General features: G+C 43.5%; 14 protein-coding genes. 5 read left to right on the forward strand and 9 right to left on the reverse strand.

The window, feature by feature from the left end; all coding sequences use genetic code 11:
- Window positions 1–783, forward strand: a 783-nt coding sequence (locus V7D75_RS03610) for a hypothetical protein (protein WP_333613442.1), incomplete at its 5' end; no start/stop codon positions are given.
- 168 nt (window positions 784–951) lie between these two features.
- The gene (locus tag V7D75_RS03615) at window positions 952–1,440 is read left to right on the forward strand and encodes a hypothetical protein (RefSeq protein WP_333613443.1); all 489 of its coding nucleotides are present in this window, start codon (window positions 952–954) and stop codon (window positions 1,438–1,440) included.
- Window positions 1,441–1,536: 96 nt separating this feature from the next.
- Here V7D75_RS03615 and V7D75_RS03620 read toward each other — a convergent pair whose 3' ends face one another.
- Window positions 1,537–2,337: a PaaX family transcriptional regulator C-terminal domain-containing protein gene (locus V7D75_RS03620; protein WP_333613444.1), complete on the reverse strand. Its 801-nt coding sequence runs from the start codon at window positions 2,335–2,337 to the stop codon at window positions 1,537–1,539.
- Window positions 2,338–2,427: 90 nt separating this feature from the next.
- On the opposite strand from V7D75_RS03620, the gene V7D75_RS03625 reads away from it, so the two are divergent.
- Window positions 2,428–4,152 carry an isovaleryl-CoA dehydrogenase gene (locus tag V7D75_RS03625; protein ID WP_333613445.1) on the forward strand — a complete coding sequence of 575 codons (1,725 nt, stop codon included), beginning with the start codon at window positions 2,428–2,430 and terminating at the stop codon, window positions 4,150–4,152.
- A 351-nt stretch (window positions 4,153–4,503) separates the two neighbouring features.
- On the opposite strand, the gene V7D75_RS03630 is transcribed toward V7D75_RS03625, so the two are convergent.
- Window positions 4,504–4,989: a hypothetical protein gene (locus tag V7D75_RS03630; protein ID WP_333613446.1), complete on the reverse strand. Its 486-nt coding sequence runs from the start codon at window positions 4,987–4,989 to the stop codon at window positions 4,504–4,506.
- Window positions 4,990–5,243: 254 nt separating this feature from the next.
- On the opposite strand from V7D75_RS03630, the gene V7D75_RS03635 reads away from it, so the two are divergent.
- A complete protein-coding gene (locus tag V7D75_RS03635) occupies window positions 5,244–5,918 on the forward strand; it encodes a hypothetical protein (protein WP_333613447.1) in 675 nt (224 codons plus the stop codon).
- A 153-nt stretch (window positions 5,919–6,071) separates the two neighbouring features.
- Here the strand turns inward: V7D75_RS03635 and V7D75_RS03640 are convergent, their stop codons facing one another.
- From V7D75_RS03640 to capB, 6 genes are all read right to left on the reverse strand, one after another.
- Complete coding sequence (locus V7D75_RS03640; protein ID WP_333613448.1) at window positions 6,072–6,548, reverse strand: hypothetical protein; 477 nt, start codon at window positions 6,546–6,548, stop codon at window positions 6,072–6,074.
- Window positions 6,549–7,292, reverse strand: a complete 744-nt coding sequence (locus tag V7D75_RS03645; RefSeq protein ID WP_333613449.1) for a zinc-dependent peptidase — start codon at window positions 7,290–7,292, stop codon at window positions 6,549–6,551.
- Between the two features lie 97 nt (window positions 7,293–7,389).
- Window positions 7,390–8,382, reverse strand: a complete 993-nt coding sequence (gene rhuM / locus V7D75_RS03650; protein ID WP_333613450.1) for a RhuM family protein — start codon at window positions 8,380–8,382, stop codon at window positions 7,390–7,392.
- Window positions 8,383–8,481: 99 nt separating this feature from the next.
- Window positions 8,482–9,489, reverse strand: a complete 1,008-nt coding sequence (locus V7D75_RS03655) for a helix-turn-helix transcriptional regulator (protein WP_333613451.1) — start codon at window positions 9,487–9,489, stop codon at window positions 8,482–8,484.
- 223 nt (window positions 9,490–9,712) lie between these two features.
- Window positions 9,713–11,794, reverse strand: coding sequence for a caprolactamase subunit alpha (gene capA / locus V7D75_RS03660; RefSeq protein ID WP_333613452.1), 2,082 nt, complete (start codon window positions 11,792–11,794; stop codon window positions 9,713–9,715).
- Between the two features lie 40 nt (window positions 11,795–11,834).
- Window positions 11,835–13,598 carry a caprolactamase subunit beta gene (gene capB, locus V7D75_RS03665; RefSeq protein WP_333613453.1) on the reverse strand — a complete coding sequence of 588 codons (1,764 nt, stop codon included), beginning with the start codon at window positions 13,596–13,598 and terminating at the stop codon, window positions 11,835–11,837.
- 342 nt (window positions 13,599–13,940) lie between these two features.
- On the opposite strand from capB, the gene V7D75_RS03670 reads away from it, so the two are divergent.
- Window positions 13,941–16,298 carry a WG repeat-containing protein gene (locus V7D75_RS03670; protein ID WP_333613454.1) on the forward strand — a complete coding sequence of 786 codons (2,358 nt, stop codon included), beginning with the start codon at window positions 13,941–13,943 and terminating at the stop codon, window positions 16,296–16,298.
- A 13-nt stretch (window positions 16,299–16,311) separates the two neighbouring features.
- Here V7D75_RS03670 and V7D75_RS03675 read toward each other — a convergent pair whose 3' ends face one another.
- Window positions 16,312–17,556 (reverse strand): DUF819 family protein, encoded by a 1,245-nt coding sequence (locus tag V7D75_RS03675; RefSeq protein ID WP_333613455.1) that lies wholly within the window; start codon window positions 17,554–17,556, stop codon window positions 16,312–16,314.
- Between the last annotated feature and the right edge of the window lie 9 nt (window positions 17,557–17,565).

The raw sequence follows: 17,565 nt of genomic DNA on the forward strand, positions 1-17,565 counted from the left end.
AACGCTGATAAACTGTCATCGTATGAGCCTTTGAGCGCAGCAGAGCTAGAACTGTTTGCCAGCCAGCAAGAGGATTGGCAACCATCCGGCAGCTTACAGAGAACGAGCAGTAAAAGTAAAGGCGTTCATTTAGATTTTTCTGATGAAGATGAGCGTCTAGATATAAGTACAGCAACAACTAATAGAGACAACGTGTCTCATGACGCTATGGAAAAAGAGCAAGCATCTTTTTCCGGTACAGACTATGTAGATGATCCCAAGCGCCTTTCTGAAAGCTCTGACAGCATGCCAGGTTATGATTCCAAAAATTCTGATGAAAGTACTGACAACGACCATTTGGTAGCACAAAGTCCAACCCCACTCATTCTCTCAAAAAATAAAAAGCTGGCAAGTAGCAAAAAACCGCTGATTATTGGCATGATTGTGGGCTCATTATTAATTGCTGCGGTGGTACTAGCCCTTATTTTTATGGGAGTCTTATCAACGTCAACCACAGCGCCTGCACCTAAGGTGGTGGCATCTGATAACGCTGGCACGTCGAACGGTAGCCATAACAGCGAGAGTAATACCATAAATACAGCAACCCATAGTGCCGATAGCAGCAATCAATCGACGGTAGATACCCAGCCCAATATAGCAAACAATGACATCAAAGGGGCTAATAATAAACAAGCCGCTGCTATCAATGATTCAGAAGATGAATCGACGCCTGAGCCTGCGATCACATACGAGGACTTTAGAGAAGAGTCGCAAAATACGTTATACCGTGAGACCAATGATTAAACTGAGATAAAAGGGGATTTGAGCAACAAATCTGTATTTAAATACCGTTTATCTGTTAATTCGCACGCTCATCCCAAAAATCATTGCACAATATGGCAGTATTCGTATCATTATATAAAAGACGCGGTGATATCGCGCTAATCCAATATATTGATAGGGTATCGACCTATGAACAGCTCAACCAATGATATTCATTTTAATGGTGCAGTAAAATTTACCAACAGTGATAAATCATCAAAGGGTGAGTTATTTAGCAATGCCAAATTCTTAAGCGTTATCGGTATCTTTTGCGCCGTATTCTTAGTTGTTGTATTCGCCTTCAATTATTTCCTTGTACAAGGGTCACAGACACAAAAAGTGATGAACGATGTTTCAGTTAATCAAGCGCCATCTACCAATCAAGCGCATGCGACAGTAGTCGCCAACCTTGAGCCTATTGAAAGACAACATGCACATCTAGAAGATAATGCACTAGCCAGTAAAACAGCACTTAGCGAAAATGACTTTAGACAAGAGGCACAAAGCATGCTGTTTCGCGATGAAGAGAAACAGCCTATAAGCTTACAAGCTGCCATAATAGAAGTGAACGCTGCCATCAGTAATGAGGATTTTAAAGTAGAAGCTGAGCAGGTGTTATACCGTGATGAGAGTAAGTGACCGTCAATAGCATTGTCTAATTAACCTCAATCCTTGGTCTTAATTCACAAGACTTTATCAAAGATAATCTCATCAAAAAACACACCGCTAGTCAGATTAATCTACCTTCACCGTATTTGCAGAAAAAAACGCTAACCACAGACGACGGCCTTCATCATTAAAGCGCCGTATCGTATCAAAACACTGCTGCCGTGCCGCCTCATCTACTAAAGGCGCAGGTAATAAAGGGTCAAATATCACACTACGGATACCGGCATCGCCAAGCATAAATACCTCGTGCAAAGCTGTATCCGCGCTCAAACTATCCTTATTCGCTAACCATTCATTCAATTGAGCAGACATCTCTTTATAGTGTGTTGCCAATTGCATATCTGACCACAGCGCCAAAGCCTTTTTTTGTCGCTGATCATCAAAATCGTCAGCCTTAAAGATGATGGCTTCTTTGCCTAATCCCAAATTTAATAAACGTTTGCGCACGCCATTTATACCGCCTTGTAGGTTATTTGGGCGTATATAAAGCCCTCTGTCCAGCTGACGAAATCCTAATAAGGATAAAGCGCGGTCACGAGCGCGGAGTATTTTACGATCACTGCGCGGCAAACCACCTGTTGCTACTGCTATCCACGAACCGTCTGATTTCATAGTTTTTGTATTGGACGTATGCCATGAAGCCACATCATCGCCTAGTTTTTGTGCTTTAGGGCCTAATCGATAAGTCGCAGGTGCGATTGCCTCAGCAAGCTCTGCTTGGACTAAGCGTGCCATGGTGACACGAATGCTGTTTTCTGTGATACCAAATACCGTGCCTGCCAAAATAGCTTCACTAATATTAAGAGTATGGTTATCCGCTACCGTCAACAAGCGCATAATGAGCAGACGGGGACTGGGGTTATTCATATTACATTCCTTGACGAAATAAACAGTATGATGTAATACTAAGCGTTTTAAAATAGTAGATATAAGCCAAAATCAAGGAAGATAGCAGTTATGGCAACGACAAATCAATTTAATACGCATGAAGTCAATAATCAACCTTTTACGCTTGCGAACTATAACGCTTGGGTGACGGATATAGCGCTGATGGAAGCGGTCGCGCGCGAAGGAGCAGGGTGGGCGAAAGATCATTTAAGCGAGTTTGGTGCTCGTACTGGCGGTGATATGATGGCTAGTGGCTTTTTAGCCAATGAAAACCCGCCTAAATTACGCGCGTTTGATAGTTATGGTCGCCGCTTAGATGAAGTTGAGTTTCATCCAGCCTATCATGAGCTTATGACGGCTGGCGTGAAGTATGGGATGAATAACTTTGCTTGGCGCAATGAAAACCGCGAAAGCGCCCATGTAGCGCGCGCTGCTGTAATGTACTTAGGTTCGCAGCCCGAGGCCGGTTTTGGTTGTCCGATGTCGATGAGCTATGCTGCCATTCCTGCTTTACGTCACACGCCGCAAATTGCAGAGAAATGGCTACCCAAATTATTATCGCAACAATACGATCCGCGTAGCTTGCCGATGGAGCAAAAACTCGGTTGTACCATGGGTATGGGCATGACTGAGAAGCAAGGTGGTTCGGATTTACGTCGCAATACCACGCGCGCAATACGCCAAGAAGATGCTACTTATGAAATCGTCGGTCATAAGTGGTTTTTCTCAGCGCCAATGTGTGATGCGCACTTGGTGTTAGCGCAGTCTGAAAACGGCCTAAGTTGCTTCTTAGTGCCACGTTTTCGTCCTGATGGTACAAAAAACGCCGTTCGTATTCAGCGTCTTAAAGATAAGCTTGGTGACTGGGCAAATGCTTCATCAGAAGTCGAATTTCATGGCGCTTTTGGTGAATTGGTCGGCGTCGAAGGTCGCGGCATTGCCACTATCATTGAAATGGTGGCGCTGACTCGGCTGGACTGCATGATTGGTTCTGCCGCCCAAATGCGTCAAGCGATTGTACAAGCCATTCATCACACCAGTCAGCGTGAAGCCTTTGGTAAATTACTGATTGACCAGCCGATTATGCGTAATGTGATTGCTGACTTGGCGCTAGAGTCGGAGGCAGCATTGGCACTGACGATGCGCATCGCGCGCGCGGTAGGCATGATAGAAACCGACCCGCATGAAGCCGCCCTTGCACGCATTGCTACCGCGATTGGCAAATACTGGATATGCAAACGTACGCCCGTGCTTATTAATGAAGCGCAAGAGTGCCTAGGTGGTAACGGCTACGTTGAAGAAAATATCCTGCCACGTCTCTACCGCCAAGCGCCCTTAAACTCCATTTGGGAGGGTAGTGGTAATGTGCAATGTTTAGATGTGCTGCGCGCCTTAAATAAAGAGCCTGAAACCCGTGATGCGCTATTCGCCGAGCTACAAAAAGCCGCTGGCAAAAACCAGCATTACGATGCTGAGCTTAGCCTGTTAGCAGCACGCTTTGATGACACTGCAACCTTAGAGTTTCGCAGTCGCTATGTGATTGAGCGCTTAGCATTGATGCTGCAGGCGTCCATTTTATTATCAAGCGCTCATCCAGAGATTGCAGAAGCATTTTGTCGTTCACGGCTTACAGGTGAGCATGGGCTTGCCTTTGGCACATTAAGTCCTGATGCACCAGTTGATCTGCTGATAAAGCGCGCTGCTGGCGCAACCGAAACGTTGCAAAATTTGCAGAAAAGTTTAGAGCAGTCATCAGTATCAACAGCGACTGATAACGACAGTATGATTGGCTAACGTTAATAAAGATTGAGAAAGATAAGATGGTTTCGAGTATAGAGATTTTATAATTAAAGCCGTGATGCCACACAACGAATAGCATGGTGTGGCATCGACGGCTTTTTGAACTATTATCCTTTAATGAAAGCCATAGCTAGCAAGACTCCCAGAGTGCTTATTTAACATAATATACATTATGCGAAAACAAACCAACGGTTTTAAGAATTGTGTGTCATATTTTTATCCAGCACTATTTGTAATTACTGTCATTCGTTTGCAGCCAAACTTAAATATCTACAATATTCATCTTCGCATTTAATATTAATACCAGCACCGACTTTAAAGCTCCATTTAAAACTTCAGTGTCAGCTAACGACAATGCTCTAGCAAATACTCGCGCAAAGATTTTCCATCCTCATCTAGGATCACATCCGTCACTTGACAAGCCACGTCATTATCAACGCTCTTACATGACAGTTCATAATACACATCATTGCCTTGTGCCAAGCTGACTTGCACCAATCCTTGCTCGGTCACTGCAAACTGCTTATCTTGCTCATAATCAGGATCTTGCGAACTCCATAAAACATCGTAACCGATATGACAAGACATTTGCTCTCTATCAAAATAATCTCGCTCAAGCTCCATGGCCGCTTTTAGCTCTGGGTTGCCATATTGGTGTAAAACCACTGGATAATCCTGACCCTGATTATCGATATCTTGTTTGTACATATCTGCGATGGTCTTGACTTTCATGGCAAACGTCGCCTGCATTGCCTCTGTTAGATTGGCGGTCGCAGACATGGCAAAAAACCCTATGATTAACATCATGATAGAAAATATTGTTTTCTGCATGGCGCTCTCCATCGACTACAACATATGATGTATTATATTCATAAAAAAGAATATAAACTATCATTTTACGCTATTATTATGTCAATTAAGCTTTTAAACCAAAACCCCGTTTACACAGCAACATTATCAACTTTGGGCAGTTATGAGTACTATTGATAAATAATCGCTACTGATAAGCGAACACCGATGTAAACCAGTAATAACCTAGGTTTCAAGCTATTCTAATTTTAATAAGCTACGATAAGGATATTTTTATGATGGCATCATCTCGTTTTAATATTTTTCAGTCAGGTTTGTATAAATTAACCACTGCTGCGTGCTTTGCTTCCATACTTGTCGCGACTGGCTGCTCATCTTCCGCTGAGTCTAGCGTCAAAATACCCAGCCAACAAAATGGCAACACCTCAGCACCCGTTATCTCCGATATGAGCCAGCAAACACTTAGGCAGCAAGCTTTACGTATCCAGCGTGCCCTAGCGAACAACGACTTTGCGCGCATTACCAACGACATTCATCCGACGCGCGGCGTGCGTTTTTCCATGTATGCCTATGTGCGCCCTGAGACCGATAAAGTCTTTAGCCGCGAGCAGTTTGCGCAGTACTTACAACAATCTAACATCCGCTTTACTTGGGGTGAACGTGATGGCTCTGGTGAGCCGTTAGTGATTCCGCTCCCAGAATACTTGGAAACGTGGGTCGATGGCGATACCTATAACAATGCCAGTATCAGCGTTAACGAGTTTAAGCACAGTGGCAATATGATTAATAATTTAAAAGAAATTTACCCCAATTCCGAGTTTGTTGAGTTTTATCATAAAGGCTCAGAGCAATACTCTGGTATGGACTGGCGTATCCTACGCTTAGTGTTTGATGAGTACCAAGGCAAGCGCTATTTGGTCGCTATCGTCAATGAACAATGGACGGTTTAAATAATTTTTAGCTATAAAAACAAGCGCTTACAGTCATAAAAGCCAACAATAATGGGCAGTGCTATTAAGTCAACACACCGCCCTTTTCATCTGTTTTCTAAGCTATTAAACGGATAATTAAGACATTAGCGACTGAAAAATCCGTAGAAATATTTATAAACTGAGTAAACATTGATGATTTTTATAGGTCATATAGAAGGTAGTAGCAGTACCCTTATCCTCTTTGCTTTCATATACTGGATAATCATACGCTTCCTCAAAAACGCCCTTATAACTGTCTAGTTTATCCATACCTTTTGTCGTTAAATCCGATTTGTTGTTTATATTCATTAAATGATAAATGTCGCTATAATCAACCCCTTTTTGTCTCATCTCCATAATATTGAAAGCAAAAGCTGACTGAGTTGAACAAAAATCTTCATTATCAGGTATATTTTTGACTTTATCGAGTGTTGAATCTATATATACTCCTAATTCTTGCAGCTCTTTAGGATATTGTGAGGGCGCATTAATAGCATAGGCCGGATGCGTTATCAGCAAAGCATAAATTAAAATTAGCAATTTTTTCATGAAATTCATATTCTCGTAAGTATGGTTTTTTCTAATCACTTTTACCAAGACAACTTTCATTCAAAGCGGCGTTTGGCGAAAAAACTTCACCATTATGTCGTAAATATCAGGATAAGCATCAATCAGCTTTTGCGGCGTTTCAAAAAACACCTCACTCAGTACCGCAAAAAACTCCGCAGGATTGGTCGCGCCATAACGGTCGAGACCTGATTTGTGATGGCTTTGAAAATCCTCAAAATCTCGCGTCATAATTTCAGTCCAGCGCGCAGGATCCATATCGGGTTGCAGCGGCGGAAAGCCATTGGCACGACCATTTAGCATATCAAGCTTATGGACAAACTCATGAATGACGACGTTATGACCATCGCGCTCGCCTGAGTGTTTGGCATCCTTCCATGACAGAATGACAGGCCCGCGCAGCCACGCTTCGCCGCTACGGTGCTGACTGCCCTCATGGACAACCCCCAACTCATCGACAGTGGTGGTTTCGCTTTTGTAGGAACCTGAATAAATAATAATGGCCGACCAGCCAGCGTACCACTCAAGGCTTAGGTTTAAAATAGGCAGGCAAGCTTGTAAGGCGATAGATTGCCTAACCGCATCGGTAATCTCGAAACCCTGCGCGCCAGTAATCGACTTATCCGCCAAAAACAACGTCGCCAGCTCAAACAGACGTATTAGCTCATCCTCGTCTAGCCTATCAAGTATCACAATACGCTTAGCCGCTTGCAGCCAGTCAGCATGGGTAAACTCGCTGTTGTCCAATATGCGCTGCTCGCGCCAGTCTTTTATCATGCTAAACATAGTGAATTTCCTTTAATTTTGTCGTTAGACTGTGCTTTTTATTATTGGCGTTATGTGTTTTTAATGGGTTAAGTGATGCTGACAATAAGCCTATTTATCAAGATTCTAACGACAACATATTCATAATTAATTTAATTAAGGTTTCTTTTTGGTTGGGGTCAGACTCAGCGACCAACAACGTTAATGCGGCAAGGCCTGTGTTATTAATAACCATGTCACCTTTATCATTGAGCAGTCGATTATTACGATGCAGAAAATCCACAAACAAAAAAGCGCCGCTGCGTTTATTGCCATCGGTAAAAGGATGATTTTTGACCATAAAGTACAGTAAGTGCGCCGCTTTACTCTCGATGGTCGGGTATGCAGGCTCGCCAAACACCGTCTGCTCTAAATTACCCAGTACACTGTCCAACCCGTCACCGCGAGGCTTAGCAAATAGCTCAGTCGCCTCACCTCTATCTATCAGCTGCGCTTTTAAATCCGTCAGCGCTGCCATCGCCTCAGTTGGACTGGGTAAGATACCGCCCTCTTGCCCTGCAGGATTATCAAGTAATCCTTCGTCATAGCGCTGTAACCATAAGAATGTCTGTGTGTAACGGCTGATAATCTCAACCAAGCCACGGCCTTCATCAGTTTTAAGCTCGGGACTTTGCGCGGTTTTTCGAATTAAATTTAACGCTTGTTGTAGCTCGCTTGAGTTTTTATCAAAGCGCTCTTGATTGAGCGTGTAGCCTTGAACTAAGTATTCTCGTAAGCGCTGAGTTGCCCAGCGTCTAAACTGCACACCTTGGGGAGATTTGATGCGATAACCCACTGAGATAACCACATCTAAGTCATAAAAAGTCACAGGGCGATCAGAATTTGCAATATGCATTTTTTGCATATTGCTTTTTTCAGCAATTTCTTCATCGTTTATAGCATTGGCAATATGACGCGAAATCACTGATTGGTCACGACCAAACAACTTGGTCATTTGTGCTTGCGTAAGCCAGACAGTCTCTTGCTCGAAGCGAACGTCTACCTGCGCCTCTCCATCAGCGCTTTCATATATCTCTACTTTTGCCACGTCATCATTCATAACGTTAATCATCTCAGCTCTCCCCAATCCAAATACAAATACTTGCGCTGTGGCTATTATTCTTAATAGGCAAATCATACAGCGACTGCATGACAGAGTACATAACAATGACTATTCCGTGCCTGTGTCGATGCTTGGAGTATCTCGCGGCGTATAACCGAAATGCTGCTTATAAATACGAGCAAAGTAACCTTGATCGCCGTAGCCGACTCTATGCGCCACTTCATCGATGGTCACATAACTTTTGGTTTTTAAAATATGATTGGCCTGCTTTAAGCGCAATTCTTTTACCCATTCCGAAAAACTATAGGGCAACTCAGCAAACAGCTTATGCAAGTATCTGACCGATATATGACAAGCAGCAGCGACCATCGCTGGGGTTAAAGCGGGGTTTTCTAGGTGCAGATGGACGTAATGCTCGATGCGCTTTAGGTGTACCGACTGTATGGACGAGCTGCTACTCATCATCACCTCTTTCGGGGTGCTCAATGTCAATACAATAAGGTTAAGCAGCTGCTGTTCTAGGATTTTAACCTCTAAAGCCGCCAATTTATGTTGTTGAATCAGCTCTAATATTTGTTTGATTTGAAAAACCAGCAACCTGCCTGCCCCTTCATCAATAGACAGACTGCGGGCAAACTGCCGTTCTATGGTGCCCATCTGCGGGGTTAATAGCGCCAAAGGCACCTTAATTACATATAACGACACCTGCTGCAAATGATAAAACTCATAAGGTAAGTTTGATAACTCAATAAAAAACTGACCCGGGCTTGAGGTTAATTGGCGGTTTTTTTGCGCAAAACGAACGCTACCGGTCACAGGAAAGGTGATTAAAATACTGTCGTCGCTGCGATTATTACTATTGCCGTGACTAGACTGATTGCTCGCTAAGCTGCGTTTATAATATACGGTACTGGCATGATAATGAGATACGCCGATATCTAAAAGCTTGGCGTGTTGCAAATAACCAGAAAACTGGCTTGGCTGGCGAAAGCTGACATTGAGATCAAAATAGGTGTCGTTGATGGTGCGCTTCCAATCAAACGCGTCTAATGTTTGAGGAGCACTTATCGGAGGCGTTGAAGGTAACCATAAGGAAGGGGTTAATTTTGCATTCATCCTTGAATACTCTGTGTGTAAAAATAGCTATCACAAAATTGATAGGCATTTAGGCATCATGCCAGCTAATAAAATGCCGTTCTCCTTTATATCATACCTGTATGACGACTGGATTTCTAAATATGATGCGTACTAAATACGATATCAAAAATAAAATCAGGCATTAAATGAGATTTAATGCCTGATGGGAAAACTAGAAAGCGATAACGATAAAAACAGTAAGCTAAGCGGCTTTGGTTAGCTTATAAGTACCCGTTTCATGCAATTCTGCTTGCCAGCCTTTTTTAATCACAATCGTGGTGGTTGGTTCTTTAATAAGCGCCGGCCCTGCAATCAGCGCCCCTGCCCCAAATTCCTCACCATTATAAATAGGCGTATCAATCCATTCGTATTCTTGATCCATGATCATCTCACGGCTACCTACTTGCGCTTGACTGACATCACCTTGTTGCTTAGCAAGCTCTGGTAGCTTAGGCTTACTGATTTTACCGATGACAGCGACTTCGATATTAACCAGCTCGACCTTGTTGTCACGCTCATCATAAGTATAGAGCTCTTTATGACGGTGATGGAAGGCTTCCAAAATCGTTTGCACGCTATCGGCATCAAGCTTGCCATTGGGTATCAGCACATTACACTCATGCACCTGACCGACGTAACGCATCTCCATGGTACGCTCGATGATGATATCATCTTCTGCAAAGCCATCTTCTAACAGCTTTTGTACGCCTAGGCTTTCTAGCTCATGTAAGGTAGCATTGAGCGACTGTAGCTCTGAATCTGGCGCAATAATCATCATCTGTGTGGCAAGATAGTTATATTTAATATCAGAGATGATTTGACCAAAGGCGCAAAGACATGAGGCAATCTTTGGTATCAAGATAGTACCAATCCCCATCTCTTCGGCCAAGTCGACAATATGCATGCCACCTGCGCCACCGGCACAGATTAATGCAAAGTCGCGAGGGTCATAGCCTTTTTCAATGGTAATACGGCGAATACCGTTTGCCATGTTTTGATTAACAATGGCACTGATACCAAAGGCGGCATGTGCCAAGTCAATTTTTAATGGATCGGCGATATGTTTTTGTACCGCTTGTAGCGCTTTGTCTTTATCCAAAGTCACGCAGCCGCCTAGCACGGCATCGGGCTCAAGGTAACCTAACACCAGATTGGCATCAGTCACCGTCGGCAACTCACCACCTTTACCATAAGACGCAGGACCTGGGGTCGCGCCAGCACTTTGTGGACCGACCTCGAGCATACCAAAGTTATTTACATGACCAATAGAGCCGCCGCCTGCGCCCAATGTTTCGACATGAATCATCGGCACGCCAATGCGATTGCGTAAAAAATCAATATCACGGTTTAAGCTGGTTCGGCCAGATTTGGCCATGGTGATGTCAAAAGACGTACCGCCCATATCAACGGTAATAATATTATCAATACCAAAGGCGCTGGCAATATACAGTCCTGCTTGCGGTGCTGATGCCGGTCCTGAATTGATGGCATTAACTGCACGTTCACGCATGATGTTACCGACTGCAAGCCCGCCATTTGACTGAAAGTAACGAACGGGCTGCTCAGCACCGAGCGCTTTAAAGTAATCATCAATCTTATGTACATAAGACGCCATAACCGGACTTAAATAGGCATTGACCAATGTCGTTGAGGTACGCGTATATTCCTTAATCTGCGGATATACTTCACTACCGCAGCAGACAAACACCCCCGGCATGTGCTGCTCAATCAGCTCTTTGGCACGCTGTTCGTGCTCGGTATTACGGATAGACCACACAAAAGAGATGGCAACCGCTTGCACGTCTTGCTGTTTTAACACTTCAATCGCATCGAGGATATCTTGCTCATTTAACGGCTCGTGTTCGCTGCCGTCTGCTAAGATACGACCACGGATAGGAAAGCGGCGGTCACGCGTAGCAATCTGCGGCGCTGGCGGGTAACTGGCATCATAGCGGTGTCCTTCTTCTTTGTGCCCTAAGCGTATCTCGATACTGTCTTCATGTCCTTTGGTACATAGCAATCCTACTTTTACGCCTGTCATCTGAATCAGCGCATTTAGGGCGACGGTCGTACCATTAATACACAAGTCGCAGGCTTGAATGATATCCTCGATAGGACGGTTAAATTTATTGGCAATTTGCTGGAGACCATTGGCAATGGCTAAGGTGCCATCCTCTGGGGTCGATGGCGCTTTAAACAGATGAATGTCACCGGTTTTTTCTGCCAAGACAAAATCTGTAAAAGTCCCGCCAGCATCAACGCCAATACGAAAATCGTTGTTCATAAGTCATCCTTAACTCAATCATGAAAGTTCAATGTGTGTTTTATGCGGTTATCTGGCGACGTAAGTACTCAGTTTCGGCTTCATTGAGCGTCAAAGTTTCTGGGTCAATTACCACGCCGTATTCAATCTTTGCCGCAGCAATTGAGATAATTCTTTCTTTTACATCCTTGATGACCGCTTGAATATCGCGATCAAATGAGCTGCCGTAGCCGCCGCCACCCGGATTGATATTGCGCGCGCGTTCACCCGGCGTGATTTCCGTAACAGTGTTTTTTCTATATAAGTCCGTTTGCCCGTCTTTATGTAGTATCTCTAGACGCCCAACTTTGAGCTCAGGTGAGATTTGTTCCGCGCCGCCAGCGCCCATAGTAGGATGCTGGCGACCTTCGCCAAAGGCAATAACCGTCATAGTATGATCTAATGGCTCAACTTCCCAAACCGTACCACAGCCGCCGCGGTACTCGCCTGCGCCGCCACTGTCTTCTGCCAAGCCATATTTATGGATCAAGATAGGATACTGGTACTCTAAAAGCTCAATGTCTCCCGAGCTTAACGCGCCAAAGCAGCTTAATGGCCCACAAGCGTGCCAGCCATCCATCTGCTGGGTTGCACCAGCGCCTGAAATAATAGACGCCAAAATCATGGTGACGTATTGCTCGCCAGTTTTTGGGTCGATACCAGCGATATTAATCCCTGATGAATGCCCCCAAGAGGCGGTAACACGCTCTGGCGCGGCCGCTTCAAATGCCATTCGTACTGCGTCAGTTAAGGTTTCCATCGGCGTGGTCGTACAGTTAACGTGCGGCGCTGGTTCCTTGGCATTACATAAAGTGCCATGCTCACCCAAATCAACGGTCACACAGCGATATAAGCCTTCGTTATACGGCGGCTCTACTTGGGCAAACATCATTAGCCCAAGCAATACCCCTGACATCGAGTTACCAGCATAAGAGTTGATAAAATAAGGGACTTGCGGCGGACTGGTGATTTGAATATGCACGTCGCTGTCTTTGATGACAATGTCGGCGCTGATGGTCATATCACCTAAGCCATGACCTGAGTCTTCTAATACTGCCTCGCCATGATAATCGCCATCTGGGATAGACGAGATTAACGAGCGCATATGATGGTCAGCCATACTATTTAGCTCTTCAATCGCGCCGCGCACCGTCTCAATGCCATATTTGTCTAACAGCGCAATCATGTTGCGCTCACCGACGGCACACGCGCCGTACTGAGCATTAAGATCGCCTTCTTGATTACGGCGTGAGCGCATATTACTGTGCAGCAAATTAATGACGTCATGGCGTTTGACGCCTTTTTCCCAAATCTTAATGGGCGGAATGCGTAAGCCTTCGGCATATATCTCTTTAGCATCAGGATTATAGCCGGCGGGTACAGGACCACCGATATCAGTGACATGACCTTTACAGACTGTCCAAAAGACCAGCTCACCTTTATAAAATACCGGCTTATACATACAGCAATCTAGGATATGGCTGCCCATCATCACAGGGTCGTTATGATAAATCACATCGCCTTCATGAATGTCATCACCATAATATTCGGCGACAGCTTTCATGGCGGGCATCAGTGAGCCTAAATGAATGGGAATGTCTTGCCCTTGCAAAATCATCTCAGGCAAATGATCAAACAGCGCATTACTATAGTCATGAGCTAAGTTAAAGACACTCGAACGGGCGGTTTTTTCTAAGGTGGTTGTCATCTCACGCTGCGCCGTTTCTAGGGCGCCACGTACGACAGACAAGGTAATGGGATCTATAGAGGGGTGAGCGTTGCTCATAAAAGACTCCTTGTCGAGAAATTTGGGTCAGAACAAGTGCATTTGCATAGGCGAAATAAAAGAATATTCCGGTCTATATGACCATTTATCCTTATCCTTCAGCGTGCGCTTTATCTGGCTTATCATCTATCCTAATGATCAAGCTTTTTCACTATAGCTAGGTTTTGGTCAAATAGATGGACTGTGCGTGCAGAGTTTTTGACTGTGAGTGTACAGCTGTAGCTATAAAAAGTTTGTTTATCTCCTATTAAGCAAACAAAGCTATTGCCAATGAATCTATATATAGGGTAAATTTCAACTCCTACTACCAACAAAATTTGATTAAATATGCCAAGAACCACTATGAACGCCAAATCACTTGCAACTAAGGTACGTCAATTAAGCTTAGCTATCTCGTTAGCGTTAGCATCACTTACCATCGTTTCAATAACAACGACACAAAGCGCCCACGCCGACACTTGTAGTTGTGATCAAGGTAAATTGTATTCCATTGAAATTGATGAGCTAAACAACGCCCACCCTCATAAGCTAACATTAACAGCCAACAATGCTTATTATCAGCTTATCGATGATAAAGGTGCTGTCGTTCAAGACAAGTTATATGACATCAAAGCCTATGAAGATGGGCGTATTGTCGCCAAACGTCATGGCTACTTTGGCGCTATTGATGCAACTGGAAAGATGGTTTTAGACTTCAAATATGGTGCTATTGAGGTTTTAGACAATAATTTTTATCATCTAACCAAGTATTTTGGTAGTAAAGAAGCCACCGCAATAGCCAATAGCGCAGGTGATTGGCTTTATCCTGCCAGCAAAGTATTCGATAAAGATATCCAAACTAATTATCTGTATGCGGATAAAACTAATAACGTTACCTACTTTATGATTTCAAAAGATGGTAAATACGGTTTAATCAATGATAAAAAACAGACTTTGATTACCCCTGTGTATGACCAGTTAGAGTTGCTAGACACCTGCCCTAATGAACGTCTGTTTATGAAGGCAAAATTAGGGGACAAAGTTGGTTTAATCGATCAGTATCAAAAAGTCGTCGTACCCTTTACCAAAAATATAGATATCGAAAACTTTAATGAAGATAAGCAGATATTCAGTGTTAAGTCCTACGTTCCTAAAGGCACTGGCAATATTGGTCATTTGAATAGAGAGACCGTTATTTCCGAAAACCTAATAAATGGTAAAGGTGTACCGCTAATAAAATCTGACGCCAGTATTAGACTGCTAAACAGCCATTTATATGAGTATAAAAAATCTGGTCAGTACGGCATCATTAATAATAGTGGGGCCATCGTACTACCAGCGAGCTTTGACTATTTATACAGTCAGTATAGCCAATATAACGCTCCTATCTTGGCCGCCTACAATCAAAAAATAGGTATTGTTACCAAGGGCGCTGATAGCAAACTTAAGGTCAGTGAATTCTATGATGGCCTTGAGCTAAATGAAGACAGTACTTACACTTTGCATGAAATAGAGAGTCAATTATTAAAAAATGGGGAGGACGCCAGTACTGAAGAGGAAGTCATTTATGAGGCTACAAGCGCTGAAGAAGCTACTGAAGAAGCGGATAATACGCTTGGAGCGACCCTATACAACCCATCTAATAGCTCATATATTGCTCAAATAAATCATAAGTTTGGTTTGGTTAATAGCAACAACAAGGTATTGATACCCATCATTTACGATGAACTCAGCTATTTCAATAGGTTTATAAAGGTAAAAAAAGACAATAAGTATGGCTTACTGATAGATAATAATGAGACAGTAAAAGCACTTATTTATGATGATATTACCCCACTTAGCGACTCACATGGAACCGAGGATAATATCGGTATTGTCTTTACCAAAGGCAATCAGCAACAACTCACTAATGAATTTGGCAGTATCATAACGCCATTTTCTGACTATCGATTTGTGGATAATAAACTTGATTACTTAGACAATATGAGTGTGATTGAAAAAGACGGCAAATACGGCTTATTCAGCGTAAAAGAAAAGAAGGTACTTATTCAGCCTATATATGAGGATATGTATGAGCGTATCTATAACGACAGCATCCTTGCCCAATTAAATGGCAAAAAAGTATTAATAGATACGTCAGGCAAAGTACTGATTAGTGATTTGTCACAATATGCTGCAATTGAGCGATCAAATAATGAAAACAATATCATCGTAAAAACAAACGACGATAAATACGGGGTGATTGACTACAAGGGTAAAACCATCATACCAGCCGTTTATGATTCTTTAGAACTACAAGGGCTATCAAATAACTATGAGGCTGTATGGGGTGAGAACAAAGCCCCTCTACTGCTATACATCGTAGGAAAAAATGGCAAACACGGTATTTTTGCTCATAACGGCAGCGTTGTAGCACCAATAGCATATGATTATATACAATCTCTTATTTACCCCGCTTATTTAGCAGTCGTCAAAGATAAAAGCGCTGACAGCGAGACCGTTGGTGAAGCCAATAATTTAGGTTTAATGAATTTATCAGGTAAAGTGGTACTTGATATGAAATACTATGATGTTAGAACGAATCTTTATGATCCTGAAGGCAGGCTGTATGCCATCAACAGACATAAAAACATAGTGGAAACTTACGATAAGAAGCTGACCTTCATTAAAACCCAAAGTTTGCAGGCGTTTATAGATACCAATGAATGGTATAAAGAATAAAAACAGCTAAATTTTACCCCACCACTAGCCGCATCATCTGGGTACTGATATAACCACCAAAAGTACCCACGGCATAGCCTAAAATACCCAAGAAAACGCCAACTGGCGCTAGTGATGGGTGAAATGCCGTAGCGACAATCGGTGCTGATGACGCGCCGCCAGTATTGGCATTAGAACCAACTGCCAAAAAGAAGAATGGCGCACGAATCATTCTAGCAACCGCAAAAACAATCACAACGTGAATACTCATCCATAGTAGACCAATGAGTAGTAAGCGCCACTGCGAGACAATGCCGGCGAGATTGATTTGCATGCCGATAGCCGCGATTAAGACAAAGATAAATACCGTCCCGATTTTGGAAGCGCCAACATGGTCAAGACGGCGGACTTTGGTAAAGGAAAACACCACCCCTATTAGGGTGATGATCACCACCATCCAAAAGAACGAGCTGGCAAAGCTGTATTGCACTGCCCAACTATAGGGTGCAAAGAAGCCTGCTATCTGCCCACCTGCGAAATGCGCCACTCCAACCATGGCAAAACACAAGCCAAACATCACCATCAAATCATTGATAGTGGCAGGACGCGCATGGTCACGCTCATAGCTTTCCACCGCGGCAATCACTTTATCAATACTACTGCTATCCGCCCGTAAAAACTTATCTATCTTCGCGCTGTGCTTGGCCATGACCAAAATCGCCAATAGCCATAATGAAGCATTGGTGGTATCGACCAAAATCATCATGCCAAATAAATCATCACTGACGCCGAACAGCTCTTTCATCGCTGCTTGGTTTGCTGCCCCGCCAATCCAGCTACCTGCCACCGCTGAAAACCCACGCCATAAGGTATCGTCGGTAAACATCTCAGGTGATATCCATTTGGCAATACCTAAGCTAATCGGACCACTAATAACAATGGCAACACTGGCCGCAAAAAACATTGCAATGGCTTTCCAGCCTAAACCTAATATTTTTGGCACATCCATCGACAAGGTCATCAATAGTAAACTGGCTGGCAACAGATAGGTGGCGGTAAAACCATAAATCTGCGAACCAATACCATCAGCAAAGACACCCAAGCTATTTAGGGTAGCGGGAATAAAGCAGCACAGCACAATACCCGGCAGTACGGCATAAAAGCGGCGCCAAAACTTACCAGGCAGCCCTTGGGTATAAAACACCAAACCAATAATGGCCATGATAATACCAAAGGCTAACGGCAAATTATCAATGGCTAAATGAGAAATATCGGGCATCAGACAGCT

It is taken from the genome of Psychrobacter sp., from assembly GCF_036731945.1.
Lineage (GTDB): Bacteria > Pseudomonadota > Gammaproteobacteria > Pseudomonadales > Moraxellaceae > Psychrobacter.

Bases quoted from the DNA above. Each gene is read 5' to 3' on its own strand.
- V7D75_RS03615 (WP_333613443.1), top strand. From the start codon at position 952: ATGAACAGCTCAACCAATGATATTCATTTTAATGGTGCAGTAAAATTT.
- V7D75_RS03620 (WP_333613444.1), bottom strand. From the start codon at position 2,337: ATGAATAACCCCAGTCCCCGTCTGCTCATTATGCGCTTGTTGACGGTA.
- V7D75_RS03625 (WP_333613445.1), top strand. From the start codon at position 2,428: ATGGCAACGACAAATCAATTTAATACGCATGAAGTCAATAATCAACCT.
- V7D75_RS03630 (WP_333613446.1), bottom strand. From the start codon at position 4,989: ATGCAGAAAACAATATTTTCTATCATGATGTTAATCATAGGGTTTTTT.
- V7D75_RS03635 (WP_333613447.1), top strand. From the start codon at position 5,244: ATGATGGCATCATCTCGTTTTAATATTTTTCAGTCAGGTTTGTATAAA.
- V7D75_RS03640 (WP_333613448.1), bottom strand. From the start codon at position 6,548: ATGAAAGTTGTCTTGGTAAAAGTGATTAGAAAAAACCATACTTACGAG.
- V7D75_RS03645 (WP_333613449.1), bottom strand. From the start codon at position 7,292: ATGTTTAGCATGATAAAAGACTGGCGCGAGCAGCGCATATTGGACAAC.
- rhuM (WP_333613450.1), bottom strand. From the start codon at position 8,382: ATGATTAACGTTATGAATGATGACGTGGCAAAAGTAGAGATATATGAA.
- V7D75_RS03655 (WP_333613451.1), bottom strand. From the start codon at position 9,489: ATGAATGCAAAATTAACCCCTTCCTTATGGTTACCTTCAACGCCTCCG.
- capA (WP_333613452.1), bottom strand. From the start codon at position 11,794: ATGAACAACGATTTTCGTATTGGCGTTGATGCTGGCGGGACTTTTACA.
- capB (WP_333613453.1), bottom strand. From the start codon at position 13,598: ATGAGCAACGCTCACCCCTCTATAGATCCCATTACCTTGTCTGTCGTA.
- V7D75_RS03670 (WP_333613454.1), top strand. From the start codon at position 13,941: ATGAACGCCAAATCACTTGCAACTAAGGTACGTCAATTAAGCTTAGCT.
- V7D75_RS03675 (WP_333613455.1), bottom strand. From the start codon at position 17,556: ATGCCCGATATTTCTCATTTAGCCATTGATAATTTGCCGTTAGCCTTT.